Consider the following 26423-nt stretch of genomic DNA (forward strand, 5'->3'; position numbering starts at 1 on the left):
CGGAATGACACGTGGTTACGGTCGGCCAATCACGCCGCCTTCGACGGCGCGGCGAGCGAGGCGAAGGTCTTGCCCTCGTCGGCGAGCTTCTTGAGCAGCGGCGCCGGCTCGAGCGAGGGATCGTTGGTCTCCTTGGCGTAGAAGGCCAGGCGATCGGCGATGTGCTTGAGGCCGACGGTGTCGGCCCAGAACATCGGACCGCCGCGATAGATCGGCCAGCCATAGCCATAGAGCCAGACCACGTCGATATCCGACGGCCGCGCCGCGATGCCCTCGGCGAGGATCTTCGCGCCTTCGTTGATCATCGGGTACATCATGCGCTCGAGGATCTCGTCGTCGCTGACGACGCGCTTCTTGCGGCCGAGGCGCGCCAGCGTCTCGTCGATCAGCTTCTCGACCTCCGGATCGGGCAGCGCCGCGCGCGAGCCCTGCTCGTACTTGTAGTAGCCCTTGCCGGTCTTCTGGCCGAAGCGGCCGGCCTCGCAGAGCGCGTCGGCGATCTCCGACTTGATGCCGCGGTCCTTGCGCGAGCGCCAGCCGATATCGAGACCGGCGAGATCGCCCATCGCGAACGGGCCCATCGGCATGCCGAACTTCGTCACCACGGCGTCGACCTGCTGCGGCAGGGCGCCTTCGAACAGCAGCTTCTCGGACTGCTTGCCGCGCTGCGCCAGCATGCGGTTGCCGACGAAGCCGTCGCAGACGCCGACCACGGCCGGCACCTTGGCGATCTTGCGGGCGATCGAGACGGCGGTGACCAGCGCGTCCGGCGCGGTCTTGTCGGCGCGCACGATCTCGCACAGCTTCATGACGTTGGCCGGCGAGAAGAAGTGCATGCCGAGCACGTCCTGCGGACGCTTGGTCGACTGCGCGATCTCGTCGATGTTGAGATAGGAGGTGTTGGAGGCCAGCACCGCGCCCGGCTTGGCATACTGGTCGAGCTTGCCGAACACTTCCTTTTTGACCGCCATGGTCTCGAACACCGCCTCGATCACGAGATCGGCGTCGCCGACGTTCTCGATGCCGACGACACCGTTGATCAGCGCCATGCGCTTGGCGGGCGCGTCCGCCGGGATGCCACCGCGCGCGGCGGTCGCCTCGTAGTTCTTCTGCATGATGCCCATGCCGCGCTTGAGCTGCTCCTCGCCGGTCTCGATCAGGGTGACCGGGATGCCGGCATTGGCGAACGACATCGCGATGCCGCCGCCCATGGTGCCGGCGCCGAGGATGGCGACGCGCGCCACGTTGCGGCCCTTGGTGCCCTCGGGGACACCGGAGATCTTGGCGGCTTCGCGCTCGGCGAAGAACGCGTAGCGCTGTGCCTTGGACTGGTCGCCGTTCATCAGCTTGAGGAAGCCCTCGCGCTCCTTCTTCAGGCCCTCGTCGAACGGCAGGTCGATCGCGGCGCCGACGGCATCCGCCGCGGCGAACGGTGCCTCGAGGCCGCGCGACTTCTTGGTCAGCGCAGCGACCGCATTGGTGAAGATCGAACGATCGGCCTTGGCCGCGGCGAGCTTAGAGTCGTCATCGCGCAGCTTGCGCAGCGGACGCTTCTCGGCGACCACCTTGCGCGCAAATGCCTCACCGCCCGAGGCCGGTCCCTCGACGATCTCCTCGATCAGGCCGGCCTTCAGCGCCGCGTCCGCGCCGATCGGATCGCCGCCGACGATCATCTTGACCGCGAGCTCGGGACCGACCGCGCGCGGCAGGCGCTGGGTTCCGCCCGCGCCGGGCAGCAGGCCGAGCTTCACTTCGGGCAGACCGAGCTTGGCGTCCTTGGTGGCGACACGGTAATGGCAGGCCAGCGCGACCTCAAGGCCGCCGCCGAGCGCGGTGCCGTGGATCGCGGCCACGATCGGCTTCGGCGAACTCTCCATCAGGCTCAGCACTTCGGCGAGCCCGGGCGGCTTCGGCGGCTTGCCGAATTCGGTGATGTCGGCGCCGGCGATGAAGGTGCGGCCGGCGCAGGTCAGCACGATGCCCTGAACCTGCGCGTCATCGATCGCGCTCTTGATGCACTCGAAAATGCCGCCGCGCACCGCGGCGCTCAGCGCATTCACGGGCGGACTGTTAACCGTGACGACGGCAATATTGTCATGACGTTCGAGCTTGACGACTTCACTCACCGGGACTCTCCCTGGATGTTTGTTCTTGGACTTGTGTTGAGTAGCTGCACGACTTGCGTCGAGCCGCTACGATTAGACCAATTTCGCACTGCGAAATTTAATTCCACATCTTGACATGGAGGGTTATTTTGAAGCACGTGCCTTGTCAACGAGCATGACAAGGGCAGGGCAAGGATAGGGATGAAGCGCGCTAGCAAGAAAGCCGCGACCGATCGCAATTTCGTCGTCGCGCTTTCCCGCGGACTGGACGTCCTGCGCGCATTCCAACCCAATGACGGGCTGCTCGGCAATCAGGAGATTGCCGCCCGCACCAAGTTACCGAAGCCAACCATTTCCCGGCTGACCTACACGCTCACCAAGCTGGGATACCTTACACCTGTACCGAAGTTCGAGAAGTACCAGCTCGCGCCGTCGGCGATGGCACTCGGCTACGCCGCGCTCGCCAATCTCGGCGTTCGGCATTTGTCCGAGCCCTATCGAGAAGAAGTGATGCGCGCGACCGGCGGCGCAGTCGCGGTCGGCGGCCGCGACCGCCACAGCATGATCTATTTCGGCCAGAGCCGGAACGGCCTGGCGCTCGGCGTACAACTCGACGTCGGCTCGCGGGTGCCGATCGCAACCACGGCGATGGGACGTGCCTATATTTGGGCATTGCCGCCCGACGAGCGTGCGGCTTTACTGCGCGAGCTGCGCGATCACTACGGCAGCCGCTGGGCCAAGATGCGCGACGGCATCGAGCGCTCCGGCGAGACGGTCGCGAAGCACGGCTTCACGATGTCCGCAGGCGACTGGCAGAACGACGTCGCCGCGGTCGGCGTTGCATTGAGATTGAACGACGGAACCGGTCCTTACGCCTTCAATTGCGGCGCGCCGGCATTCCGCTTCACGGAAGACAGATTGCTCAACGACATTGGACCTCGTCTTGTGGCGATGGTAAGGAACATCGAGCAGGCGCTCGGTGGAATGGCGCCGCAATCCAAAAAAGAAGAACGCAAAAAGACCAGAGTAGGAGGGAAAGTTGCACGTTTGGCCGAGGGGATCAGATAGCCTCCATCACGTCCAGCGAAACGCATCGCAGGGCCGCTCGCACCGCTCGAAGACGGCGGGCGAGACGAGATGACGCAGGCACAACTCGCGCAGGGGAATGATCCCCTGCTCGCGGTTCGCGACGTCAGCGTCGTGTTCGGCGGCATCATCGCACTGAACGGCGTGTCGTTCGACATGCGCCACGGACAGATCCTCGGGCTGATCGGTCCGAATGGCGCCGGCAAGACGACGCTGTTCAATTGCCTGTCGCGGCTCTATCAGCCGTCGTCCGGCGATATCCTGATGGAAGGCAAGAGCATCCTGTCGCGCCCGCCGCACCGGATCGCCGAGATCGGCATCGGCCGCACCTTCCAGAACGTCGCGCTGTTTCCCAACCTGTCCGTGATCGACAATGTGCGCGTCGGCGCGCATGCGCGCACCTCGAGCGACATCGTCAGCGACTCGCTACGCCTCGCCTGGGTCCGCCGCGGCGAGACCGACATGAACAAGAAGGTGCACGACATCCTCGGCTATCTCGATCTCGAGGACGTCGCCCACACCGTGGTCTCGGGACTTCCGTTCGGCACCCAGAAGCGCGTCGAACTGGCGCGCGCCCTGGCCGCTGACCCGAAGATCCTGCTGCTCGACGAGCCGGCCGGCGGCCTCAATCACGAGGAAGTCTATGTGCTCGGCGACCTGATCCGCAAAATCCGCGACGACCGCAAGATCACCGTGCTGCTGGTCGAGCATCACATGGGTCTCGTGATGTCGATCGCCGACCACGTCGTCGCGCTCAATTTCGGCCGCAAGCTTGCCGAAGGCACGCCGGCCCAGGTCCAGGCCGACCCTGATGTCATCAAGGCCTATCTGGGGAGCAAGGACCAATGACCACGATGCTCAACGTCAAGGACCTGCGCGCCTATTACGGCCAGGTTCAGGCCCTGCACGGCCTCTCCTTTTCGCTCAACGAGGGCTCGCTGACCACCCTGCTCGGCGCCAACGGCGCCGGCAAGACCACCACGCTGCGGGCGATCTGCAACATGGTGCGGTCGACCGGTGCGATCGAGTTCGAGGGCAAGCCGATCGGCACGCGCTCGACCGAAAACGTAGTCCGCCTCGGCATCGCCCATGTGCCGCAGGGCCGCGGCACCTTCACCAACATGACGGTGGAGGAAAACCTGCAGCTCGGCGCCATCAGCCGTCCGGACAAGAAGGCGATCGGCTCCGACATCGAGCGGATGTACGAGCATTTCCCGGTGCTGAAGCAGCGCTACACCCAGCAGGCCGGCACGCTGTCCGGCGGCGAGCAGCAGATGCTCGCGGTGGCGCGTGCGCTGATGCTGCGGCCGCGCCTGATGCTGCTCGACGAGCCGTCATTCGGCCTCGCGCCGCTGATCGTGCGCGACCTGTTCCGCATCCTCGGCAAGATCAATCGCGAGGAAAAGGTGACCATCCTGGTGGTCGAGCAGAATGCGCAGCTGGCGCTCGAACTCGCCGACCAGGCCTATGTGATCGAAACCGGACGGATCGTGATGTCGGGCAATGCCAAGGACATCGCGAACAACGAAGACGTCCGCAAATCCTATCTCGGCTACTGAGGGAGCTGGCACAATGGAGCTTTTTGCCAACCAGGTCCTGGCCGGCATCGCCACGGGCGCGATCTATGCCTGCATGGCGCTCGCGGTCGTGATGATCTACCAGGCCATCGACCATCTGAATTTCGCCCAGGGCGAAATGGCGATGTTCTCGACCTTCGTGTCCTGGCAGCTGATGCAATGGGGCGTGCCGTATTGGGGCGCCTTCGTGCTCACTGTCGCCTTTTCGTTCGCCGCCGGCATCGTCATCGAGCGGCTGCTGTTCAAGCCGCTGGCCAAGGCGCCGATCCTGACCAACGTCGCCGGCTTCATCGCGCTCTACGCGATCATCAACTCGGTCGCCGGCCTGATCTGGGACTTCACCATCAAGCAGTATCCGACGCCGTTCGGCTCCTCGCCGTTCCTCGGCAGCCAGCTGATCTCGACCCACCAGGCCGGCATGATCGGCATCACCCTGTTGATGCTGCTCCTGCTGTTCTTCTTCTTCCGCTTCACCCGGGTGGGTCTAGCGATGCGCGCCGCCGCATCGCTGCCGGAATCGGCCCGGCTGGTCGGCATCAACACCTCCTGGATGATCGCGCTGGGCTGGGGCATGGCCGCCTCGATCGGCTCGATCGCCGGCATGATGATCGCACCTGTGGTGTTCCTCGAGCCGAACATGATGCTCGGCGTGCTGATCTATGGATTTGCCGCAGCCGTGCTCGGCGGCCTGTCGAGCCCGTTCGGCGCCGTCATGGGCGGCTTCCTGGTCGGCGTCTTCGAGAACCTCGTCGGCACCTACATCCCCGGCGTTGGCAATGAGCTGAAACTTCCGATCGCGCTTGCGCTGATCATCGTCGTCCTGGTCGTCAAACCGGCAGGCCTCTTTGGCCGCGCCATCGTGAAGCGAGTTTGATCATGAGCGCCGCTGAAGAAGTCGAAGTCGTCACCGAAGGCCAGGCCGTCGAGGCCGTTCCCAAGCGCGCCATGACGCTGGGCTACGGCACCTCGCTCGTCGTGCTCGCCGCGTTGATCCTGATCCCGCTGTTCGTCAAGAACTTCATCATCTTCCAGATGACGATGCTTCTGATCTACGGCATCGCGGTGCTGGCGCTCAACATCCTGACCGGTGGCTCCGGCCAGTTCTCGCTCGGTCAGAGCGCGTTCTACGCCGTCGGCGCCTATACCTCGGCGATCCTGATGGAGCATGCGGGCATGAACTATGCTCTCACGCTGCCGATCGCCGGCATCATCTGCTTCGGCTTCGGCTTCCTGTTCGGCCAGCCGGCGCTGCGGCTTTCCGGCGTCTATCTGGCGCTCGCCACCTTTGCGCTAGCAACCGCGATGCCGCAGCTTCTGAAGCTGGGCTATTTCGAGCACTGGACCGGCGGCGTGCAGGGTCTCGTGGTCACCAAGCCGGATGCGCCGTTCGGCCTGCCGATGGGGCAGGACATGTGGCTGTATTACTTCACGCTGGTGGTCACGATCGCGATCTATATCGCTTCGGTGAACCTGCTGCGCTCGCGCTCGGGCCGCGCCTTCATGGCGATCCGCGACAACGAGATCGCGGCCTCCGCGATGGGCGTCGACGTCGCGCTGTACAAGACGCTGGCGTTCGGCGTCTCGGCCGGCATCACCGGCGTTGCCGGCGGTCTCGGCGCCATCGCGGTGCAGTTCGTGGCACCCGACGGCTACACCATCCAGCTTGCGATCTCGCTATTCCTCGGCATGGTGGTCGGTGGCGTCGGCTGGCTGCCCGGCTCGATCGTGGGCTCCGCCTTCATCATCTTCGTGCCCAACATCGCCGAGGGTATTTCGAAGGGCCTTTCGGGCGCGGTGTTCGGCGTGCTGCTGTTCCTCGTCATCTTCCTCGTGCCGCACGGCGCCAGGCAGGTTGCGATCGTTGCCCAGCAACTGGCCGCAAAGTTCAAGAAAAACTGACAGCCTATAGAAGCAAACCAGGAGATATTATGCTTTCTACCGTTCGGATCGCCGCGATTTCCGCGGCGATCGTCGCTGTTGCCGCGACGTCCACGACCGCATTCGCCCAAAAGAAATACGACACCGGCGCAAGCGATACCGAGATCAAGGTCGGCAACATCATCCCCTATTCGGGACCAGCCTCCGCCTACGGCGTGATCGGCAAGACCGAAGAAGCCTACTTCAAGATGATCAACGATCGCGGCGGCATCAACGGCCGCAAGGTCAATTTCGTCAGCTATGACGACGCCTATTCGCCGCCGAAGGCGGTCGAGCAGGTGCGCAAGCTGGTCGAGAGCGACGAGGTGTTGCTCGTCTTCAACCCGCTCGGCACCCCGTCCAACACCGCGATCCAGAAATACCTGAATTCCAAGAAGATCCCGCAGCTGTTCGTCGCGACCGGCGCCACCAAGTGGAACGACCCGAAGAACTTCCCGTGGACCATGGGGTGGCAGCCGAGCTACCAGAGCGAAGCGCAGATCTACGCCAAGTGGCTGATGAAGGAGAAGCCCGACGCCAAGATCGCGATCCTCTATCAGAACGACGATTTCGGCAAAGACTACCTCAAGGGCACCAAGGACGGCTTTGGCGCCAAGGCGGCCTCCAGCATCATCATGGAGGAGAGCTATGAGATTTCGGAGCCGTCGATCGACGGCCACATCGTCAAGATCAAGGCCGCCAATCCCGACGTCCTGCTGATCTACACCACGCCGAAGTTCGGCGCGCAGACCATCAAGAAGACCGCCGAACTCGGCTGGAAGCCGCTGCAGATCATCACCAACGTGTCGGCCTCGGTCGGCAGCGTGATGCAGCCGGCCGGCTTCGACAACGCGCAGGGCGTGTTGTCGGCCGCCTACGCCAAGGACGGTGCCGACACACAGTGGAACAACGACCCCGGCATGAAGAAGTGGGCCGAGTTTCTCGACAAGTACATGCCGGGCGCCGACAAGACCGACGGCGGCTATGTGTACGGCTATGGCGCCGCACAGACGCTCGCCAAGGTGCTCGAAATGTGCGGCGACGATCTTACCCGCGCCAACGTCATGAAGCAGGCGGCGAGCCTGAAGGACTTTACGCCCGACACCCTGCTGCCCGGCGTCAAGATCAATACCTCGGCCACCGACTTCGCCCCGATCGCCCAGCTGCAGATGCAGCGCTTCAAGGGCCAGAAGTGGGAACTGTTCGGCGAGATCATTTCCGGCGACGTCCCCTCCGAGTGACGTTGCACTGCGGGAATAAAACAACAGCCTCCGCGATATCCGTCGCGGGGGCTTTTTGTTGACGCCCCGCGCCGATGGTATTGAATACTCCAAACAAAGAACCCGAGGTGGGGAAACCATGACTGCCGCACGTCCGTCCCTGACGGCGCTGTTGTCCGCATTCGCTCTGGTCCTGACGAGCTGCAATGTCGCGCAGGCTCAGAAGAAATACGACACCGGGGCCAGCGACACCGAGATCAAGATCGGCAACACCATGCCCTACAGCGGTCCCGCGTCGGCCTATGGGGTGATCGGCAAGACCGAGGCGGCCTATTTCAGGATGATCAACGATGCCGGCGGAATCCACGGCCGCAAGATCAAATTCATCTCCTACGACGATGGCTACTCGCCGCCCAAGACGGTGGAGCAGGCACGCAAGCTGGTCGAGAACGACGAAGTGCTGCTGCTGTTCGGCTCGGTCGGCACCGCAAGCAACGCGGCGATCCGGAAATACATGAACGAGAAGCAAGTGCCGCAGCTGTTCATCGCTTCCGGCGCCTCGAAGTGGAACGACCCGAAAGACTATCCGTGGACCATGGGCTGGCAGCCGTCCTACCAGGACGAGGCGCGCGTCTACGCGAAATACATCATGAAGCACAAGCCCGACGCCAAGGTCGCCGTGCTCTACCAGAACGACGATTTCGGCAAGGACTACCTCAAGGGCCTGAAGGACGCCTTCGGCGACAAGGCATCGATGATCGTCGCCGAGGAGGCGTACGAGACGTCGGAGCCCACGATCGACAGTCACATCGTCAAGCTGAAGGCCGCCGGTGCCGACACCTTCGTCAGCATCGCGACGCCGAAATTCGCGGCACAGGCGATCAAGAAGGCCGCCGAGATCGCGTGGACGCCGTTGCAGATCGTCGCCAATGTCTCGGCCTCCGTCGGCGGCGTGATGCAGCCGGCGGGCTTCGAGAATTCGCAGGGTATCCTGTCGGCGTCCTATCTCAAGGACGGCGCCGATCCGCAGTGGGCCAAGGATCCCGGCATGGAGAAATTCCTCGCCTTCCTCAAGAAGAATTATCCGGACGCCAACAAGCTCGACGGCGCCACCGCCTTCGGCTACGCCGCCGCGCAGACCATGGTGAAGGTGCTGGAGATGTGCGGTGACGACCTCACCCGCGCCAATGTCATGAAGCAGGCCGCAAGCCTGAAGGATTATGTCCCCGATACGCTGCTGCCGGGCATCAGCATCAACACGTCAGCCACCGATTTCGCGCCGATCAAGCAACTGCGCCTGATGCGGTTCAAGGGCGAGAAGTGGGAGCTGTTCGGGGACATCATTTCGAGCAATCTGAGCAACTGATCGTCACGCCGGTCTGTTCGATACGCGCGCTCAACTCAATGTAGCCGTTTTACTCGACAGCAATCTCTGCGGTTGGCGCGGCGCACAAGCCAACGCGTTGGCGGATTTTTGAGCAGCGGCCCGCCTTGAGGGCGATCGACTAAAGACGCAGCCCCTGCGGCAATGCCGCAGGGGCTTTTCATTGAGACACCCCAGGTAAGATGATAGTCTTTAAGACCAATAATGAGCCCTCGAAACAGGGGGCCGCGACACATCATCTGCAATCAGGGAGAGAAACGGCATGTCTGGAATACGACAATTGGCGGCATTTGCTGCTGCGCTTGCGCTCCTCGCAGCATCCGGCAGCGCTGCGCTTGCCCAGAAGAAATACGACACCGGCGCCAGCGATACCGAGATCAAGATCGGCAACATCATGCCTTACAGCGGGGCGGCCTCCGCCTATGGCGTGATCGGCAAGACCGAGGAGGCCTATTTCCGCAAGATCAACGCCGAGGGCGGCATCAACGGCCGCAAGATCAACTTCATCAGCTACGACGACGCGTACACGCCGCCGAAGACCGTCGAGCAGGCGCGCAAGCTCGTCGAGAGCGACGAGGTGCTGCTGATCTTCAATTCGCTCGGCACACCGCCGAACTCGGCGATCCAGAAATACATGAACCAGAAGAAGGTGCCGCAACTGTTCGTCGCCACCGGCGCCACCAAGTGGAACGACCCGAAGGAATTCCCCTGGACGATGGGCTGGCAGCCCAACTACCAGAGCGAGTCCATCATCTATGCAAAGTACATCCTGAAGAACAAGCCGGACGCCAAAATCGCGGTGCTCTACCAGAACGACGACTACGGCAAGGACTATCTGAAGGGATTCAAGGACGGGCTCGGCGCCAAGGCAGCGTCAATGATCGTCGCCGAGGACAGCTACGAGGTAACGGAGCCAACCATCGATTCCCACATCGTGAGGCTGAAGGCCTCCGGCGCCGACGTGTTCTTCAACATCACGACGCCGAAATTCGCGGCGCAGGCGATCAAGAAGAACGCCGAGCTCAACTGGAAGCCGCTGCATTTCCTCAACAACGTCTCCGGATCGATCGGCAGCGTGATCAAGCCGGCAGGCTTCGAGAACGCCCAGGACATCATCTCGTCGCAATATTTCAAGGATCCGACCGACGCGCAGTGGAAGACCGACAAGGCGATGATCGCCTGGAACGAATTCCTCGATAAGTACTATCCGGAAGCGAACCGGGCCGATGCCTCTGTGATGTACGCCTATATCGTCTCGCAGGGCCTGGTCCACGTGCTCAAGGCCTGCGGCGACAATCTGACCCGCGAGAACATCATGAAGCAGGCGGCCAGCATTCGCGATTACGAGCCCGGCGGCCTGCTGCCCGGCGTCAAGGTCAACACCTCGGCGACCGATTTCGCGCCGCTCTCGCAACTGCAATTGATCCGCTTCAAGGGCGAGACCTGGGAGCGCTTTGGCGAGGTGTTGAGCGCCGACGTCGGCGGCTAGGCCGGGAAGGTCGACCAAAGATACCGCCCCTGCGGCGTTTGCCGCAGGGGCTTCTCATTGAGGCGAACCGCCTAAAATGATAATCACTGCAGCCAAATAAAGAGCTCTCCAGGCAAGGGGGCCGAGACACATGCGTCTGACAAACAGGGAGAGAGACATAGATGTCCGCTACCAAGAAACTTGCGGTCCTCGGGGCCGCGCTCGCGCTCGTCGCGACATCCGGCAGCGCTGCGCTTGCCCAGAAGAAGTACGACACCGGCGCCAGCGATACCGAGATCAAGATCGGCAACATCATGCCCTACAGCGGCCCGGCATCCGCCTATGGCGTGATCGGCCGCACCGAGGCCGCCTATTTCAAGAAGGTCAACGACGCCGGCGGCATCAATGGCCGCAAGATCAACTTCATCTCCTACGATGACGCCTACTCGCCGCCGAAGGCCGTGGAACAGGCCCGCAAGCTGGTCGAGAGCGACGAGGTGCTGCTGATCTTCAACTCGCTCGGCACGCCATCGAACTCGGCGATCCAGAAATACATGAACTCCAAGAAGGTGCCGCAGCTGTTCGTCGCCACCGGCGCCACCAAGTGGAACGACCCGAAGGACTTTCCCTGGACCATGGGCTGGCAGCCCAACTACCAGAGCGAGACCCAGATCTACGCCAAGTACATCCTGAAGAACATGCCGAACGCCAAGATTGCCGTGCTTTACCAGAATGACGATTACGGCAAGGACTATCTGAAGGGTCTGAAGGACGGGCTCGGCCAGAAGGCCGCCAGCATGATCGTCGCCGAAGAAAGCTTCGAGACGTCCCAGCCGACCATCGACAGCAACATCGTCAAGCTGAAGGCGAGCAACGCCGACGTCTTCATCGACATCGCGACGCCGAAATTCGCGGCCCAGGCGATCAAGAAGGTCGCCGAGATCGGCTGGAAGCCGACCCACTTCCTCAACAACGTGTCGGCCTCGGTCGGCAGCGTGATCAAGCCGGCCGGCTTCGAGAACGCGCAGGACATCATCTCCGCCGCCTACCTGAAGGACGCTTCCGACAAGCAATGGGACAATGACCCCGGCATGAAGGAGTTCTATGCCTTCATGGCCAAGGACTTCCCCGAAGGCGACAAGCTCGACGGCGGCACCGTGGTCGGCTTCGGCGTGGCGCAGACGCTGGTCCAGGTGCTGAAGCAGTGCGGCGACAACCTCACCCGCGAGAACATCATGAAGCAGGCGGCAAGCCTGAAGGACTTCCGCACCGAGGTGCTGCTGCCCGGCGTCAAGATCAACACCGCGGCAAACGATTTCGCACCGATCAGCCAGCTGCAGCTGATGAAGTTCAAGGGCGAGAAATGGGAACTGTTCGGCGACGTCATCAGCGCCGACGTCGGCGGCTGATTCCCCGCCGCCCCTCGACCGGGAATGGCCCCCTGCGACACCGTCGCAGGGGGCTTTTTGCTGGCGCGTTTTCGGGCGAAGCGGGTAGCGGTTCGTGCGAAGAAAACGCGTCAGAAACCAGGATTTAAAGCCATGGCCCTGCTCGCAGGCCGGCCCGGGCAATGCCTGCTTACACTTTGCCCGGCAATACGCTAGGTAAACCGGCAAGAACCCCGACAAGAAACCGGCGCCCTTGCGCGGCGGCAACAACAAGGAGATTTCGGGAAATGCCGATGCCGATCCGACACCGTGTCGCAACCGCCCTGCTCGGCCTCGCCGTCGCCGCCGCGACCGGCAATGCCGCATGGGCGCAGAAGAGATACGATACCGGTGCGAGCGACACCGAGATCAAGATCGGCAACATCGTGCCCTATAGCGGCCCGGCGTCGGCCTATGGCGTGGTCGGCAAGGCGATGGCCGCGGTGTTCAAGAAGGTCAACGACGACGGCGGCATCAACGGGCGCAAGATCACTTTCGTTTCCTATGACGACGCCTACTCGCCGCCGAAGGCCGTCGAGCAGGCCCGCAAGCTGGTCGAGAGCGACGAGGTGCTGTTCCTGTTCGGCACGCTCGGCACCGCCTCGAACACCGCGATCCAGAAATATCTCAACGCCAAGAAAGTGCCGCAGCTGTTCGTCGCCACCGGCGCGACCAAGTGGAACGATCCGAAGGCCTTCCCGTGGACCATGGGCTGGCTGCCCAGCTACCAGAGCGAGTCGCGGATCTACGCGAAATATCTGCTCAAGGAGAAGCCCGCCGCCAAGGTCGCGGTGCTCTACCAGAACGACGACATGGGCAAGGACTACCTCAAGGGCCTGGAAGACGGCTTCGCCAGCGACCCCGCGCGCGTCGTCGCCAAGGAGAGCTATGAAGTCGCCGAGCCGACGATCGATTCCCATGTGGTGCGGCTGAAATCCTCCAATCCCGACGTCATCGTCTTCTTCACCACGCCGAAATTCGGCGCCCAGGCGATCAAGAAGCTCGGCGAGATGAACTGGAAGCCGGTGACCATCGTCTCCAACGTCTCGGCTTCCACCGCGACCGTGATGCGTCCGGCCGGCCTCGACAATGCGCAGGGCGTGATCTCGGCCGCCTACGCCAAGGACGCCAGCGATCCGCAATGGAAGGATGACGCCGGCATGAAGGCGTTCGACGACCTGCTCGCCAAATACATGCCCGACACCAACCGCGTCGATGCCTCGGCGATGACCGGCTACAACATGGCGACCACGATGGTCGAGGTGCTGCGCCGCTGCGGCGACGACCTCACCCGTGCCAATGTGATGAAGCAGGCGGCGAACCTGAAGCAATTCGCGCAGGGCGGCCTGCTGCCCGGCGTGACGCTGTCGACCGGGCCTGCCGACTTCCAGCCGATCGAGCAACTGCAGCTCATGCAGTTCAAGGGCGAGCGCTGGCAATTGTTCGGCGACGTCATCAGCGGCGAAGTCGGCGGCAATTAGAGCCGGAATGGATATTGCTTCGATCGAAACGGCCGCAATCTTCCCTTATCTCTCCCGCTTGCGGGGGAGGTCGGATCGCATCAAAGATGCGATCCGGGTGGGGGCTTTTTCCGCAATACGACTCGTGGCAGCACCCCCACCCTGACCCTCCCCCCCGCAAGCGGGAGAGGGAACAGTACCTACGTCCCGACCCGCACAAAGGCACAACCATGACCGACCGTCGTCCTTTCCTGCGTTCGATCTTCGATGCCGCGGTGGCGGCTGCGCATCCCGATGTCGTGCTGGCGTCGCGGCTGCGGCCGGTGCCGAAGGGACGGGTGATCTGTCTCTGCGCAGGCAAGGGCGCCGCGGCGATGGCCGCGGCCGCGGAGCGGCATTATCTTGACGCGCTCGAGCTCGATCCGTCGCGGCTGGTCGGCATCGCCACTACCCGGCACGGCCATGGCGTGCCGACCCGCCGTATCAAGGTCGTCGAGGCCGGCCATCCCGTGCCCGACGAGGCCGGGCTCAAGGCGGCGGACGACACGCTGCAGCTCGCCGCGACAGCGACCCCGGACGATCTCCTGCTGGTGCTTTTGACCGGCGGCGGTTCGGCGAACTGGATCGCGCCGGTCGAGGGCGTGACCTTCGCGCAGAAGCAGCAGGTCAACCGCGCGCTGCTGCGCTCCGGCGCGCCGATCGGCGAAATGAATACCGTGCGCAAGCATCTCTCGCGCATCAAGGGCGGACGGCTGGCGCGCGCCGGCCAGCACGCCGCCGAGATCGTCACGCTGGCGATTTCAGACGTGCCGCATGACGATCCCTCCGCGATCGCCTCGGGGCCGACGGTACCGGATCCGACCACGCTGGCGGACGCCCGCGCGCTGGTCGCCAGATACAATCTCTCGATCGACGACGCGGTCCGCCGCGCGCTCGACGACCCCGCGAACGAAAGCTGCAAGCCCGGCGATGCCGCCTTCGCGCGGGCGACATTCGAACTGCTGGCAAAGCCGAAGGCCTCGATCGACGCCGCGGTGAAGGTCGCGCAGCACGCCGGCTACGAGACCGTCGCGCTCGGCGCCGATCTCGAAGGCGAGGCCCGCGAGGTCGCGGCCGAGCATGCGCGGCTTGCGCTGAAGGCGCGCAGCGAAGGCAAGCGGGTTGCGATCATCTCCGGCGGCGAGCTCACGGTGACGGTGCGCGGCAATGGCCGCGGCGGCCCCAACCAGGAATACGCGCTGGCACTGGCGGCCCTGCTGAAGGATACGCCCGACGTCTCGGCGCTGGCCGCCGATACCGACGGCGCCGACGGCGGCGCCGGCAGCGCGACCGACCCGGCCGGCGCCGTGATCGACCAGGCGACATTCGCGAAGATGAAATCGATCGGCCTCGATCCGAAGGCCTATCTCGAGAATAACGATGCGACCGGGTTCTTCGCCCAGACCGGGGATCTGCTGCTGACCGGGCCGACGCTGACCAACGTCAATGACGTGCGGGTGATTTTGGTGGATTAGGCCGTATCCTCGACGGACCCAAGGCCAGTCTCGGGCTGCGCCCAAAGCTCCTGATAGTTACGAAACTTCGCAAGCGTCTCGTCATATCGCGTCGGCTCGAGCACCGGCAAAATGCGCTTCAACACTGAGTTGATCGGCGCGGAGGTGTGCCGAACGTATAAGTCGATCGGGTCAAGCAAGTGCCTCAGGTGCAGCTTTGGATCATAGTTCAGCCCGCTGCTGCGAAACCATTTGTACCCGTTGGCGATTGCCCAGCTCACCATGTCGCGAAACACATAATGATAGAGGTGCAGGTCTAAGGCGACATCGTAGTCGAGACCTATGTACTCCGCATAAATCGCGTCACCGTGTACCATGCATGCGGCAAACGCGACGATCCGCTCGTTCTGACGCCAGAGGAAGAAGCGGACCTTGTCCCCCATCCGCCGCCCCAAGTCGCAGAAGTATTGTTCCGTCAGCTTCTCGAAGTGCAGTTTCGAACGCTGATAGACTTGGAAATACAATGGATAGATCTGCGCGATCACCGGCGTCGCGTCGTTGACGACGCTCATCTCGACGGATGGAGAGGCCCGCGCTGTCGCCTCAAACTTCTTGCGAAGTTTCTTACGGGTTGCGCTGTTGAGCGCATGATTCATATAGTCATCGAAATTGGCGTAATCGATGCAAAGCCTGGTCATGGGCAGGCTGGGGATGCGGGTGAAGCCGTGAGCGATCAGGCAGTCGAGGGTTGGTCGGTATCGCGCCGGAAACTCCTTGAGCACGATCAGCCGCGCCCCGAGCCTGCGAGCATGTATTGCAATCGTAGAGGCCAGCAGTTCCGCGAAGCCTCGATGGCAAGCCTCGTCCCCGTCAAGATGACCTTCCCCGGCGACGCACCCCACCATGAGCGCACGGGCGCGCATCAAACCTGGCCACACCCGGCGAATGGCGTCGATGATTACGCCAAACCGCGGGCTCGCACCGGCCAGCAAATCCAGGTCCATCAGGAAGAATGGCTGTACAGCACAAATCTGGTCAACCGCATCCTTGACGAGGAAATACCGGTAATCGAACTCGGGATGAAGGGTATCCTCGACCAACTCATAGTATCGATGATCCTTGCGCTCGCTCGCGAAGGCGAACTGCCAGCGCGGACAATGCTCCAAATCGTTCCGCACAATGACTTGGAGATGCGGCGGACATTGCATCGGCTCGCGTCTCGTGAGGTCGCCGATTTGGCTCGTCAAGTGCGCTGTTGCAGCTTCCGGCACGATCTCACGCTCACCACGGATCCCGGGCCCTAGGGCAGCATTTATCACGGTACCAAAACAAAGCAGCTAACATATCCGTCAGAAACTAACTCGTTAGTCATTTGCGATTTGGCGTTGGAGCAGAACACTCCTGATACGACCCGCATGCGCGGACACAAGCCGTCCAGCGCGGCATCGGGGGAGCGGACTCATGGCAGCGGTGATTGGAGTCACGGGACTTGCATTTGAGGCGCGGATCGCTGCAGACCTGCATACGCAGGCGATCTGCAGTGGCGATGGCAGCACGCTCGCGGAGTCTCTCGCGTCGGCAATTGCTGAGGATTGCTGCGGTCTCATCAGCTTTGGCGTCGCGGGCGGCCTTTCGCCCGACCTCCCGGCAGGCGCATGCGTCGTCGCATCGACGATCGTTTCGGAAACGATTCAGCTCTTCACTGATCGGGACTGGTCGCAAGCCTTGCTTCGACTCATCCCCGGTTCGATTTATGGCCCTATTGCTGGTGTGACCACCGTCGCCATGCATCCAGAAGCGAAGCGCTCGCTGCATATGAGTACAGGCGCGCTGGCGGTCGATAACGAATCCCATGTGGCGGCGAGCGTCGCTACAGCGCGCGGCCTCCCTATGGCTGCCGTCCGCGTGATCATGGATCCGGCCGGTCGGCAGCTTCCTGCCGCCGCCCTGTCCGCAGTGCGTGCAAACGGGACGATCGATCTCGCCGCGCTGGTCCGTGCCACAATGAAACAGCCGAGCGAGTTTCCGATGCTGCTTCGGACCAGTCTCGACGCACTGTCCGGATTTGCGGCGCTGCTTCGCTGCCGTCAATTGCTTGGCCCTGGATTAGGGCTGCCTTCCTTGCAAGCAGATGAGTCGGAGCCAAGCTCAAGTATCGTAGCGGAAGATCGTATGATCGCCCTCTAGAGCGCTTTCGAGCGAAGTGGGCACCGGTTCGCGTGAAGAAAACGCGTCAAAACAAGAATCTAGAGCTTCGGTTCTGATTCAATCAGAACCGAAAATGCTCTAGTCGCTTTTTTAGCCGAACGGGCTGCTATACCTGCCGACTGCGTGACCTCAACGCGCACTGAAGGTGAGGCCGGCGCGCTCCCTTAGACGCTTGCGCAAGGCCGGCCCCATCAGCGCGCCCGGCGTCCAGATGCCGCCCTCGCCCTGCACGTCGCGCACGACGCAGAGAGCGCTTTCGGTGATCATCTTGCTGGTCGAGCCATAGCCCGGATCGCGGTCGCCGGTGACAACGGCTTCGACCCGTCCACCATCCGGCACCTCGCCCAGAAAGAAGATGTCGTAGAAGCCCCTCTCGCGCGCTTCCCGGGTCGGGCCTGCGCCGCGTTTGAGACCGCCGGTCCCGAACAAGGACACCACCGTGGCGAACGTCTCCGTCGTCACGCTCGCGATGTCCCCAAGTCCCGGCGCCACCATCATCTCGTCATAAACGAAGTCCCTGCCGTAGGGATGGCCCAACAGGAAGTTCGTGCGGTGCACGTTCTTGGTGTTGATCGGCGCCATCGGGAACGGCACGAGCCACGCGTGCATGCTTGTGTCATATTCGGGGACGAGGCCCGACGGCTGAGATGGCCCAGTGAAGCCCGGCGTCAACGCGAAGGGATCGGTCAGCAGCCGGATCAGGGCCGGGTCGCGCGCCGCGGCGGCCAGCGTCGCCTGAGCGCTCGCCGCGGTGCCGCCAGACATGCCACCCCTCACCTTGCGTAGACGGGCCTTCACCCGCCGCGCCGGGCGTCCGAATTTCTCGCGCGCCTTCTCCTGCAACGTGAGCACACCGAGATCGAACGGGATGGAATCGAAGCCACAGGAGAAGACGATGCGCGCGCCGGTCCGTTTTGCCTCTTCGTGATGGGCGTCGATCATACCCCGCATCCAGCCCGGTTCGCCGCAAAGATCAACATAGGCCGTGCCGGTGGCCGCGCATGCCGCCACCAGCTCGGGACCGTGAAGCTGATAGGGCCCGACCGTGGTGACGACCACGGCCGCGCGCTCGCACATCGAACGCAGGCTGGCCGGCTCGGCGGCATCCGCCTTTACCAACGGCAAATCGTCCGGTGCGCCGATGTCGGCACGCACTTTCTGGAGTTTGTCGGTCGAGCGTCCCGCGATTGCCCAGGACGGAGCATCGTCGCCGCGATAGGATGTCGCCAGATATTCGGCGATGAGACCCCCGGTGTAACCCGTCGCGCCATAGACGATGAGGTCGAAGTCCCGCTTCACGGCGTTGATCCTCCTCGAGCCCCCGGAAGCGCTCCCTTCAGATCCGTTAGCAACGCTCGGTACGCTTCGCGGCCTTTTGCGAGGGGCCGGGCAACATACGGGCCATCGCGCTTGACGGAGGATACCACAATTGCCGCCCTTCGGCGCGCAACCTCCCGGCGATTTCCGGTCCCCCCCTTGAGAGCCGTCGTGAGTACGGACGCTGGTCGGCGTGAGCCGAAGCAGACAGCCGGCACATTTGAGCGCCTGTGGCCGCTTGCAAACGCCCTCCAACGGCCTACCATGGATTGGGGAGTTCGCGTGCAGGAGCGAAGCCATGGAACTCACCGTGGTGCCCATCGTCAAGCCGGATGAGACCAACTTCATCTTCGGCCAGTCGCATTTCATCAAGACCGTGGAAGACCTTCACGAAGCGCTGGTGGGCGCGGTTCCGCGCATCCGCTTCGGGTTGGCTTTCTGCGAGGCCTCCGGCAAGCGGTTGGTGCGCTGCTCCGGTAACGACGACGCCTCGCTCGCCCTGGCACGCGACAACGCATTGGCGATCGGCGCCGGTCACACCTTCCTGATTTTCCTCGGCGACGGGTTCTTTCCCGTCAACGTGCTGCCGGCGGTGCGCGCAGTGCCGGAGGTCTGCCGCATCTATTGCTCGACGGCCAATCCAACACAGGTGATCGTCGCGCAGACGGAGCTCGGGCGCGGCGTGCTCGGCGTGGTGGATGGCGCCTCGCCGCTGGGTGTCGAAACCGACGCCGACATTGCGTGGCGGAAGGATCTGCTGCGGAACATCGGCTACAAGCTTTAGACCGCGATGGTTCGCCGCCTGGCGGCGCCCGCATGCCGGATATGTATCAACCCAACGCGTCATTGCGAGCGGACGGGCCGTCGCGCCCCCTCAAAACTCCTGCGCGAGCTTCGCCAGCATCTCCAGCAGCGCGGCGTGGTTGGCCGGACCGAGCACCTCGATCAGCCGCGCCTCGTGCTTGTTGGCGACCAGCTTCTTGGCGCGCGCCAGCACGGCGCGGCCCTTGTCGGTCAGGACGAGGATGTGGGACCGGCGGTCGTTGGTGGAGCGCATCCGCGCGCAAAGGTCGCGGCTCTCCAGCGCGTCGAGCATCGCGACGAAATTCGGCCTGAGGATGCCGAGCGTGTTGGCGATCTCGGTCTGGTTGCGGCCCGGATTCTTGTCGAGCAGAAGCAGCACCGAGAACTGCGCCGGCGTCAGCTGCAGCGGCGCGACGCAGCGCAGGAAGTCCTCGAATACCCTGAGCTGCGCGCGCTTCAACGAATAGCCGAGCAATCCGGACAGTTCGCCCAGTTGCAGCATGCTGTCGTCCCCGGCAGAATCGGCCGGTTCCCTGCGCAGGGCCCGCGACGAGCGGAGGGCATCGGTGGCGGTCTTGGAAACAGTCATCGCTCCAGGCTCGCAATCCCGGTACAAGAATCCCGCACGACACTCGGGGACCTTGAGATTATATCCAATAATTGTTATGGACTATATCAAATATCGGCAGCTTTCAACAGCCGATATCGGCCGACCTGACCGGCACAGCCGGTTGCGGCGGTCCGACGCTTGAGGGGGAGCGCTCGGCCTTGAACACAACGATCATGCTGTTCCTGCTGCAGGACGGCATCACCAATGGCGCGATCTACGCACTACTCGGGCTGGCCCTGGTGCTGGTGTTCGCGGTCACGCGGGTGATCCTGATCCCGCAGGGCGAATTCGTCACCTACGGTGCGCTGAGCTACGCCATGCTGGCGACCGGCCAGGTGCCCGGCACCGCACGGCTTGCCGTCGCGATGGGCCTCGTCGCCTTCGCCCTCGACCTGTTCTTCGCCCGCAACGCGCTGCATGCGCGGCTGGTGATCCGCTCGGTCGCGCTCAACATCGCCTTTCCCGTCGCGCTGCTCGGTCTGATCTACGCGCTGGTCGGTCCCGGCACGCCGATCGCCGTCAACATCGCGCTCGCGCTCCTGATCGTGGCGGCGATCGGTTTGTTCCTCTACCGCATCGCGTTCCAGCCGATCGCGCACACCTCCGTGCTGGTGCTGCTGATCGCCTCGGTCGGCTGCCATCTGGCGCTGCAGGGCCTCGGCCTGGTGTTCTTCGGCGCCGAAGGCCTGCGCGCGCCTGCGCTGTCGAATGCCGCAGTGACCGCCGGCCCGCTGCGCTTCACCGGCCAGAGCCTTGCGGTCTACGGCCTGACGATCGGCTTCATCGTCGCCCTATGGCTGTTCTTCGGCTACACCAAGACCGGCAAGGCGCTGCGCGCCACCGCGATCAACCGCCTCGGCGCCCGCCTGGTCGGCATCCGCACCACACTGTCCGGCCAGATCGCGTTCCTGCTCGCCTCCGTCATCGGCGCGATCTCCGGCATCCTGATCGTGCCGATCACGACGCTCTATTACGACACCGGCTTCCTGATCGGCTTGAAAGGCTTCATCGCCGCCATCATCGGCGGCCTGGTCAGCTACCCCCTGACCGCAGTCGCCGCCATCGTGGTCGGCATCGTCGAAGCCTTCTCGTCGTTCTACGCCAGCAATTTCAAGGAAGTCATCGTGTTCACGCTGATCCTCCCCGTGCTCGTGTTGCGCTCGCTCGCGGCGCCCGAGGTCGAAGAAGAGAAGGATTGAGCGCGATGACGCAGCGCCTTCCCCTCATCATCTTCGCGCTCGTGATGGCGGTGATTCCGCTTGTCCCGGGCATCCCGCCGTTCTGGATCGTGCTGCTCGACAATATCGGCCTCGCCGCGCTGGTCGCGATGGGCCTCGTGCTGCTCACCGGCGTCGGCGGCCTGACCTCGTTCGGCCAGGCCGCGTTCTGCGGCTTCGGCGCCTACACCACGGCGGTGCTGACCACCGCCTACGGCGTCTCGCCCTGGCTGACGCTGCCGGCTTCGCTCTTGGTCAGCGGCATCGCGGCCGTGCTGCTCGGCATCGTCACGGTGCGGCTATCCGGCCATTATCTGCCGCTCGGCACCATCGCCTGGGGCATCGGGCTGTTCTATCTGTTCAGCAAGCTCGAATTCCTCGGCCGCAACGACGGCATCTCCGGCATTCCGCCACTGTCGATCGGCTCGTTCAAGATGCTGAGCCCGGATGCGATCTATTATGCGATCTGGGTCGCGGTGCTACTCTCCGCGCTGCTGACCATGAACCTCTTGGACTCCCGCACCGGGCGCGCGATCCGCGCCTTGCGGCGCGGCCATGTCGCGGCCGAAGCGTTCGGCGTGCAGACGCCGCGCGCCAAGCTCTTGGTGTTCATCTATGCCGCGGTGCTGGCCGGCCTGTCCGGCTGGCTCTATGCGCATTTCCAGCGCGCCGCCAACCCGACGCCGTTCGGCGCGCAGGCCGGCATCGAGTATCTGTTCATCGCCGTGGTCGGCGGCGCCGGTTACGTCTGGGGCGGCGTGCTCGGCGCCGGCATCGTCGTGATCCTCAAGGAGGTGCTGCAGAGCTACCTGCCCTACATCTTCGGCGGCCAGAGCCAGCTCGAGACCATCGTGTTCGGCATCATGCTGGTGCTCCTGCTGCAGCTCGCGCCTCAAGGCGTCTGGCCCTGGCTGATGTCGCGGCTGCCGTTCAAACCCGCCCGCAAGACCCTGGACACGTCCGTGAAGCTGGAGCACCGCGAACGGGCGCCCGGAACGTCTCCGGTTCTTCTGCACATCGACAAGGCGCGCAAGCAGTTCGGCGGCGTGCTCGCGGTCAACGACGTCTCGTTCGACGTCAACGCCCGCGAGATCGTCGCGCTGATCGGCCCGAACGGCGCCGGCAAGAGCACGACCTTCAATTTGATCACCGGCGTCCTGACCGCAACCAGCGGCAAGATCTCCGTGCTCGGCAACGAGGTCGCGAACGCTCCGCCGCAGGAGGTGGTCAAGCTCGGCGTTTCCAGGACTTTCCAGCACGTCAAGCTGGTGCCCGACATGACCGTGCTGGAGAACGTCGCGATCGGCGCGCATCTGCGCGGCAATTCCGGCGCGATCTCCAGCATGCTGCGGCTCGACCGCGCCGACGAAGCGAAGCTGCTGGCGGAAGCCGCGCGGCAGATCGCGCGCGTCGGCCTGTCCGACCAGATCGACCAGCTCGCGGGCTCGCTGTCGCTCGGACAGCAACGCATCGTCGAGATCGCCCGCGCGCTGTGCGTCGATCCGATGCTGCTGCTGCTCGATGAGCCGGCCGCCGGCCTGCGCCACATGGAGAAGCAGCGGCTGGCCACGCTGCTCCGGCAATTGCGCGACGGCGGCATGTCGGTGCTCTTGGTCGAGCACGACATGGGGTTCGTGATGGATCTCGCCGACCGCATCGTGGTGCTGGATTTCGGCACCAAGATCGCCGAGGGCACGCCGGCCGCGATCAAGCGCAACCCCGACGTGATCAAGGCCTATCTCGGAGCCGCCGCATGAGTGCGCTGCTATCGGTGACCGACGTCCACATCTCCTACGGCAAGGTCGAGGCGGTGCGCGGCGTTTCGCTCGACGTCGCCGACAACGAGATCGTCACCATCATCGGCGCCAACGGCGCCGGCAAGACCACGCTGCTCAACGCCATCATGGGCGTGCTGCCGCTGAAGGGGCGCACGACGTTCGCGGGCGTCGACATGGCGCCGCTCGACATCGAGGACCGCGTCGCCATCGGCCTCAGCCTAGTGCCCGAGCATCGCGAATTGTTCGGCACCATGAATGTCGAGGACAATCTCGAGCTCGGCGCCTTCCGGATTGCGAAGGCTGTCGCGGCGGCCTCGCTGGAGCGGGTCTACACGCTGTTTCCGCGGCTCAAGGAGCGGCGCAAGCAGCTTGCCGGCACGCTGTCCGGCGGCGAGCAGCAGATGCTGGCGATGGGCCGCGCGCTGATGGGCGCGCCGAAACTCTTGATGCTGGACGAGCCGAGCCTCGGCCTCGCCCCGATCATCGTCGCCGACATCTTCCGCATTGTCGGCGAGCTCCGCGCCGCCGGCGTCTCGGTGCTGCTGGTCGAGCAGAATGCGCAGGCCGCATTGCAGATCGCCGACCGCGCCTATGTCATGGAGCTCGGCGAGTTCGTGCTGTCGGGCACCGCCAAGGACATCGCCGCCAACAAGGGCGTCGCCGCAAGCTATCTCGGCTTCCAGCACGAAGGCGAGAGTGCGATCTAGGCGCCATCGCCCCACTTCACTGATGAAAAAGCCGGCCTCATCGGGGCCGGCTTCTTCGTTTCGCGGATCGCGACCGGCTCACATCGCCGGGACGTATTTGCCGTCCTTGACCGTCAGCAGGATGCGCGAGCGGTCGTCGAGGCCGTAGCGGTCCTTTTCGGTCCAGTTGTAGACGCCCTGGGTGGCGACGATCTCCTTCTCGGAGATGAACGCCTTGCGGATGCCTTCGCGGAACTCCGGCGTGCCGGGCTTGCCGGCCTTCAGCGCCACCGGGATGACACGCTTCAATACCTCGAAGGCATCGTAGGAATGGCCGGCGAACTGGCTGCGGCTGTTGGCGCCGTACTTTGCTTCATAGGCGGTGTTGAGCGCAAGCCCAGGCTTCTTGGTCAGCGCGCTGTCGGCTTGCGTTTCCGGCGACATCACCGGGCCCGCCGACATGATGACGCCTTCTGCGGCCGCACCCGCGATGCGGATGAAGTCCATGCTGGCGGCGCCGTGGGTCTGGTAGATCAGGCCCTTGTAGCCGCGCTCGCGCAGCGCGGTCTGCGGCAGCGCCGCGGCGGTGCCGGAAGCACCGACCAGGATGGCGTCGGGATTGGCGGCGACGAGCTTCAGCACCTGGCCCGCGACCGACGTATCCGGACGCGCGAAGCGTTCCTCGTCGGTCATGGTCAGGCCCATCGGCACGGCCTGCGCCTTGAAGTCGTTGACCCAGAGGTCGCCGTAGGAATCCGAATAGCCGATATAGCCGACGGTCTTGATGTTGTGCGCCTTCATGTGCTCGTAGAGCACCTTGCCCATGATCGGGATCGACTGCGGCAGGTCGACCGACCACTTCATGCGCGCGTCGTTGATCGGGAACGGCGCGAGGCCGAGATGCGGGATGCCGGCCTCGTTGGCGACCGTCGACACCGCGATCGAGGGTGGCGTGGTGCAGGAGCCCATGATGATGTCGGCCTTCGACTCCGTGACGAAGCGCCGCGCATTGGTGGTCGCAGCCGTCGGATCGCCGCCGTCGTCGAGCACGATCAGCTTCAGCGGCACGCCGCCGATCTCCTTCGGCACGAAATCGAGCGCGTTGCGCTCCGGGATGCCGAGCGCCGCGGCCGGCCCCGTGGTCGAGATCGAGATGCCGATGGTGATTTCATTGGTCTGCGCCAGTGCGGGCGCGCCCGGCAGCGCGATGGCTGCTGCGAGCGCTGCTGCGGCGAGAGTGGCCTTCCTCATTCATTCCTCCCTGCGGATAAGTTTTTTGGGTTTAAACCAGTTTTGCGGGCCAATTCAGCCCCTTCTTTAGAGCATGATCCGGAAAAGTGGAAACCGGTTTTCCGAGAGGATCATGCTCCGAAAGTCGAGTCATGAGGGGCTGCGAGTCAGCCCTTCATGCACACGTCAGCCGTTCATGAAGCGATCGACGATCTCCTGCGGAAACGGCGCCGATTTCAGCTTGGCGGGATCGTCCGGATGGCGGCCGACCAGCACCCTGGTCTCGAACGCCTCGATCGCCAACGCCTCGCCCTTGAAGACGCGGTGCACCACCTCGAAGCTCGAGCGCTTGATGCTCTCGATCCGGCTCTCGATGGTAATCCAGTCGCCATGGGTCGACGGGATGTGGAATTTCGCCCGCGTGTCGACCATGGGAATGCCGACCAGACCGTATTTGTGGACGAGGTCCTGCTTCGAGCAACCGGCGGCTTCGAACATGATCGAGGTCGAGTCGTCGAACATCGCGAAATAGCGCGGGTAGTAGACGATGTTGGCGGGGTCGCAATCGCCCCACTGGATCTGCACGTCGCGCCGATTGACGAACATGGTTTATCCTCGATTGAGCATGAGCGATCCGGAAGGGCGTTCGTGCTCTTCCGGATCATGCTTCAGCGCGGCGCCATCCGAAGCGCGGCATCGAGCCGCACCACTTCGCCGTTCAGATAGGGATTGTCGATCATGTGCAGTGCCAACGAGGCGAACTCGTCGGCCTGGCCGAGCCGGCGCGGGAACGGGATCGCAGCGGCGAGCGAATCCTGCGCTTCCTGCGGCAGGCCGGCCAGCAGGGGCGTCATGAACAGGCCGGGCGCGATGGTCAGAACGCGGATGCCGAATTGCGCGAGCTCGCGCGCGATCGGCAGCGTCATCGCGACAATGCCGCCCTTCGATGCCGAATAGGCCGCCTGCCCGATCTGGCCGTCATAAGCGGCGACCGAGGCCGTCGAGATCACGACGCCGCGCTCGCCGGTTGCGAGCGGCTCGAGCTTGGCCATGTCAGCGGTCGCAAGCCGCAGCATGTTGAACGAGCCGATCAGATTGACCTTGATCACCTTGTCGAAGTCGGCCAGGGCCATCGGCCCCTCACGGCCGATCACGCGTTTTGCCACCCCGATGCCGGCGCAGTTCACCAGCACGCGGGCCAGGCCATGCGCCTTGGCGGCGGTCGCGACGGCGGCTTCGGCCGCCGCAGCATCGGCGACATCGCAGACCACAGGAATACCGCCGATCTCGGCCGCGACGCTCTCGGCGAGCTTGGCGTTGAGGTCGCAGACCGCGACCTTGGCGCCCTGCGCGGCGAGACGGCGCGCGGTCGCAGCGCCCAATCCCGATGCGCCGCCGGTGACGATGGCGGCCTGGTCCTTCAACTGCATGGCTTT

General features: G+C 63.9%; 23 protein-coding genes. 16 read left to right on the forward strand and 7 right to left on the reverse strand.

Annotated elements, in window-relative coordinates; all coding sequences use genetic code 11:
• Positions 1–29: 29 nt before the first annotated feature.
• On the reverse strand, positions 30–2126 hold the full coding sequence (locus ACVWYP_RS01850; RefSeq protein ID WP_304497530.1) for a 3-hydroxyacyl-CoA dehydrogenase NAD-binding domain-containing protein: 2097 nt from the start codon (positions 2124–2126) through the stop codon (positions 30–32).
• A 180-nt stretch (positions 2127–2306) separates the two neighbouring features.
• Here ACVWYP_RS01850 and ACVWYP_RS01855 point away from each other — a divergent pair, with 180 nt between their 5' ends.
• From ACVWYP_RS01855 to ACVWYP_RS01905, 11 genes are all read left to right on the forward strand, one after another.
• Positions 2307–3173, forward strand: a complete 867-nt coding sequence (locus tag ACVWYP_RS01855; RefSeq protein ID WP_018269093.1) for an IclR family transcriptional regulator — start codon at positions 2307–2309, stop codon at positions 3171–3173.
• Positions 3174–3242: 69 nt separating this feature from the next.
• On the forward strand, positions 3243–4040 hold the full coding sequence (locus ACVWYP_RS01860; protein ID WP_016847575.1) for an ABC transporter ATP-binding protein: 798 nt from the start codon (positions 3243–3245) through the stop codon (positions 4038–4040).
• Complete coding sequence (locus ACVWYP_RS01865) at positions 4037–4750, forward strand: ABC transporter ATP-binding protein (RefSeq protein ID WP_028339070.1); 714 nt, start codon at positions 4037–4039, stop codon at positions 4748–4750. Before ACVWYP_RS01860 ends, ACVWYP_RS01865 begins: the two co-directional genes overlap by 4 nt.
• Before the next feature lie 13 nt (positions 4751–4763).
• Positions 4764–5642 (forward strand): branched-chain amino acid ABC transporter permease, encoded by an 879-nt coding sequence (locus ACVWYP_RS01870; protein WP_028339071.1) that lies wholly within the window; start codon positions 4764–4766, stop codon positions 5640–5642.
• A 2-nt stretch (positions 5643–5644) separates the two neighbouring features.
• Entirely contained in the window at positions 5645–6667 is a 1023-nt protein-coding gene (locus ACVWYP_RS01875; protein ID WP_028339072.1) for a branched-chain amino acid ABC transporter permease, read from the forward strand.
• Between the two features lie 29 nt (positions 6668–6696).
• Positions 6697–7926, forward strand: a complete 1230-nt coding sequence (locus ACVWYP_RS01880; RefSeq protein ID WP_028339073.1) for an ABC transporter substrate-binding protein — start codon at positions 6697–6699, stop codon at positions 7924–7926.
• Between the two features lie 118 nt (positions 7927–8044).
• Positions 8045–9271 carry an ABC transporter substrate-binding protein gene (locus ACVWYP_RS01885; RefSeq protein ID WP_304497531.1) on the forward strand — a complete coding sequence of 409 codons (1227 nt, stop codon included), beginning with the start codon at positions 8045–8047 and terminating at the stop codon, positions 9269–9271.
• Between the two features lie 280 nt (positions 9272–9551).
• Positions 9552–10778 carry an ABC transporter substrate-binding protein gene (locus ACVWYP_RS01890; protein WP_304497532.1) on the forward strand — a complete coding sequence of 409 codons (1227 nt, stop codon included), beginning with the start codon at positions 9552–9554 and terminating at the stop codon, positions 10776–10778.
• A 161-nt stretch (positions 10779–10939) separates the two neighbouring features.
• Complete coding sequence (locus ACVWYP_RS01895) at positions 10940–12166, forward strand: ABC transporter substrate-binding protein (RefSeq protein WP_304497533.1); 1227 nt, start codon at positions 10940–10942, stop codon at positions 12164–12166.
• Positions 12167–12432: 266 nt separating this feature from the next.
• A complete protein-coding gene (locus tag ACVWYP_RS01900; protein ID WP_304497534.1) occupies positions 12433–13665 on the forward strand; it encodes an ABC transporter substrate-binding protein in 1233 nt (410 codons plus the stop codon).
• Positions 13666–13874: 209 nt separating this feature from the next.
• Positions 13875–15158: a glycerate kinase type-2 family protein gene (locus ACVWYP_RS01905; protein WP_304497535.1), complete on the forward strand. Its 1284-nt coding sequence runs from the start codon at positions 13875–13877 to the stop codon at positions 15156–15158.
• Here ACVWYP_RS01905 and ACVWYP_RS01910 read toward each other — a convergent pair.
• Positions 15155–16384 (reverse strand): GNAT family N-acetyltransferase, encoded by a 1230-nt coding sequence (locus ACVWYP_RS01910; protein WP_439711229.1) that lies wholly within the window; start codon positions 16382–16384, stop codon positions 15155–15157. The genes ACVWYP_RS01905 and ACVWYP_RS01910 overlap by 4 nt on opposite strands.
• Before the next feature lie 214 nt (positions 16385–16598).
• Here ACVWYP_RS01910 and ACVWYP_RS01915 point away from each other — a divergent pair, with 214 nt between their 5' ends.
• Positions 16599–17324: a phosphorylase family protein gene (locus ACVWYP_RS01915; protein ID WP_304497537.1), complete on the forward strand. Its 726-nt coding sequence runs from the start codon at positions 16599–16601 to the stop codon at positions 17322–17324.
• Between the two features lie 150 nt (positions 17325–17474).
• Here ACVWYP_RS01915 and ACVWYP_RS01920 read toward each other — a convergent pair whose 3' ends face one another.
• A complete protein-coding gene (locus tag ACVWYP_RS01920; RefSeq protein ID WP_304497538.1) occupies positions 17475–18644 on the reverse strand; it encodes a saccharopine dehydrogenase family protein in 1170 nt (389 codons plus the stop codon).
• A 316-nt stretch (positions 18645–18960) separates the two neighbouring features.
• Between ACVWYP_RS01920 and ACVWYP_RS01925 the strand changes: the two genes are divergently transcribed.
• Positions 18961–19446 carry an adenosine-specific kinase gene (locus ACVWYP_RS01925; protein WP_028339081.1) on the forward strand — a complete coding sequence of 162 codons (486 nt, stop codon included), beginning with the start codon at positions 18961–18963 and terminating at the stop codon, positions 19444–19446.
• A 90-nt stretch (positions 19447–19536) separates the two neighbouring features.
• On the opposite strand, the gene ACVWYP_RS01930 is transcribed toward ACVWYP_RS01925, so the two are convergent.
• On the reverse strand, positions 19537–20055 hold the full coding sequence (locus ACVWYP_RS01930) for a MarR family winged helix-turn-helix transcriptional regulator (protein ID WP_028336531.1): 519 nt from the start codon (positions 20053–20055) through the stop codon (positions 19537–19539).
• Positions 20056–20234: 179 nt separating this feature from the next.
• On the opposite strand from ACVWYP_RS01930, the gene ACVWYP_RS01935 reads away from it, so the two are divergent.
• From ACVWYP_RS01935 to ACVWYP_RS01945, 3 genes are read left to right on the forward strand one after another with little or no spacing between them, the layout of a single operon-like run.
• Positions 20235–21275 carry a branched-chain amino acid ABC transporter permease gene (locus ACVWYP_RS01935; protein WP_283088750.1) on the forward strand — a complete coding sequence of 347 codons (1041 nt, stop codon included), beginning with the start codon at positions 20235–20237 and terminating at the stop codon, positions 21273–21275.
• 5 nt (positions 21276–21280) lie between these two features.
• Positions 21281–23050, forward strand: coding sequence for a branched-chain amino acid ABC transporter ATP-binding protein/permease (locus ACVWYP_RS01940; protein WP_304497539.1), 1770 nt, complete (start codon positions 21281–21283; stop codon positions 23048–23050).
• Positions 23047–23778, forward strand: a complete 732-nt coding sequence (locus ACVWYP_RS01945) for an ABC transporter ATP-binding protein (RefSeq protein WP_304497540.1) — start codon at positions 23047–23049, stop codon at positions 23776–23778. Before ACVWYP_RS01940 ends, ACVWYP_RS01945 begins: the two co-directional genes overlap by 4 nt.
• 78 nt (positions 23779–23856) lie before the next feature.
• Here the strand turns inward: ACVWYP_RS01945 and ACVWYP_RS01950 are convergent, their stop codons facing one another.
• From ACVWYP_RS01950 to ACVWYP_RS01960, 3 genes are all read right to left on the reverse strand, one after another.
• On the reverse strand, positions 23857–25008 hold the full coding sequence (locus ACVWYP_RS01950) for an ABC transporter substrate-binding protein (RefSeq protein WP_028339083.1): 1152 nt from the start codon (positions 25006–25008) through the stop codon (positions 23857–23859).
• Positions 25009–25173: 165 nt separating this feature from the next.
• Entirely contained in the window at positions 25174–25593 is a 420-nt protein-coding gene (locus ACVWYP_RS01955) for an acyl-CoA thioesterase (protein WP_304497541.1), read from the reverse strand.
• A gap of 62 nt (positions 25594–25655) precedes the next feature.
• Positions 25656–26417: an SDR family NAD(P)-dependent oxidoreductase gene (locus ACVWYP_RS01960; protein WP_304497542.1), complete on the reverse strand. Its 762-nt coding sequence runs from the start codon at positions 26415–26417 to the stop codon at positions 25656–25658.
• Positions 26418–26423: the final 6 nt, after the last annotated feature.

It is taken from the genome of Bradyrhizobium sp. USDA 3262 (assembly GCF_054060035.1).

What these genes read in the sequence shown, in the direction of transcription:
- ACVWYP_RS01855 (WP_018269093.1), top strand. Translation starts at nt 2,307, where the DNA reads ATGAAGCGCGCTAGCAAGAAAGCCGCGACCGATCGCAATTTCGTCGTC.
- ACVWYP_RS01860 (WP_016847575.1), top strand. Translation starts at nt 3,243, where the DNA reads ATGACGCAGGCACAACTCGCGCAGGGGAATGATCCCCTGCTCGCGGTT.
- ACVWYP_RS01865 (WP_028339070.1), top strand. Translation starts at nt 4,037, where the DNA reads ATGACCACGATGCTCAACGTCAAGGACCTGCGCGCCTATTACGGCCAG.
- ACVWYP_RS01870 (WP_028339071.1), top strand. Translation starts at nt 4,764, where the DNA reads ATGGAGCTTTTTGCCAACCAGGTCCTGGCCGGCATCGCCACGGGCGCG.
- ACVWYP_RS01875 (WP_028339072.1), top strand. Translation starts at nt 5,645, where the DNA reads ATGAGCGCCGCTGAAGAAGTCGAAGTCGTCACCGAAGGCCAGGCCGTC.
- ACVWYP_RS01880 (WP_028339073.1), top strand. Translation starts at nt 6,697, where the DNA reads ATGCTTTCTACCGTTCGGATCGCCGCGATTTCCGCGGCGATCGTCGCT.
- ACVWYP_RS01885 (WP_304497531.1), top strand. Translation starts at nt 8,045, where the DNA reads ATGACTGCCGCACGTCCGTCCCTGACGGCGCTGTTGTCCGCATTCGCT.
- ACVWYP_RS01890 (WP_304497532.1), top strand. Translation starts at nt 9,552, where the DNA reads ATGTCTGGAATACGACAATTGGCGGCATTTGCTGCTGCGCTTGCGCTC.
- ACVWYP_RS01895 (WP_304497533.1), top strand. Translation starts at nt 10,940, where the DNA reads ATGTCCGCTACCAAGAAACTTGCGGTCCTCGGGGCCGCGCTCGCGCTC.
- ACVWYP_RS01900 (WP_304497534.1), top strand. Translation starts at nt 12,433, where the DNA reads ATGCCGATGCCGATCCGACACCGTGTCGCAACCGCCCTGCTCGGCCTC.
- ACVWYP_RS01905 (WP_304497535.1), top strand. Translation starts at nt 13,875, where the DNA reads ATGACCGACCGTCGTCCTTTCCTGCGTTCGATCTTCGATGCCGCGGTG.
- ACVWYP_RS01915 (WP_304497537.1), top strand. Translation starts at nt 16,599, where the DNA reads ATGGCAGCGGTGATTGGAGTCACGGGACTTGCATTTGAGGCGCGGATC.
- ACVWYP_RS01925 (WP_028339081.1), top strand. Translation starts at nt 18,961, where the DNA reads ATGGAACTCACCGTGGTGCCCATCGTCAAGCCGGATGAGACCAACTTC.
- ACVWYP_RS01930 (WP_028336531.1), bottom strand. Translation starts at nt 20,055, where the DNA reads ATGACTGTTTCCAAGACCGCCACCGATGCCCTCCGCTCGTCGCGGGCC.
- ACVWYP_RS01940 (WP_304497539.1), top strand. Translation starts at nt 21,281, where the DNA reads ATGACGCAGCGCCTTCCCCTCATCATCTTCGCGCTCGTGATGGCGGTG.
- ACVWYP_RS01945 (WP_304497540.1), top strand. Translation starts at nt 23,047, where the DNA reads ATGAGTGCGCTGCTATCGGTGACCGACGTCCACATCTCCTACGGCAAG.
- ACVWYP_RS01950 (WP_028339083.1), bottom strand. Translation starts at nt 25,008, where the DNA reads ATGAGGAAGGCCACTCTCGCCGCAGCAGCGCTCGCAGCAGCCATCGCG.
- ACVWYP_RS01955 (WP_304497541.1), bottom strand. Translation starts at nt 25,593, where the DNA reads ATGTTCGTCAATCGGCGCGACGTGCAGATCCAGTGGGGCGATTGCGAC.
- ACVWYP_RS01960 (WP_304497542.1), bottom strand. Translation starts at nt 26,417, where the DNA reads ATGCAGTTGAAGGACCAGGCCGCCATCGTCACCGGCGGCGCATCGGGA.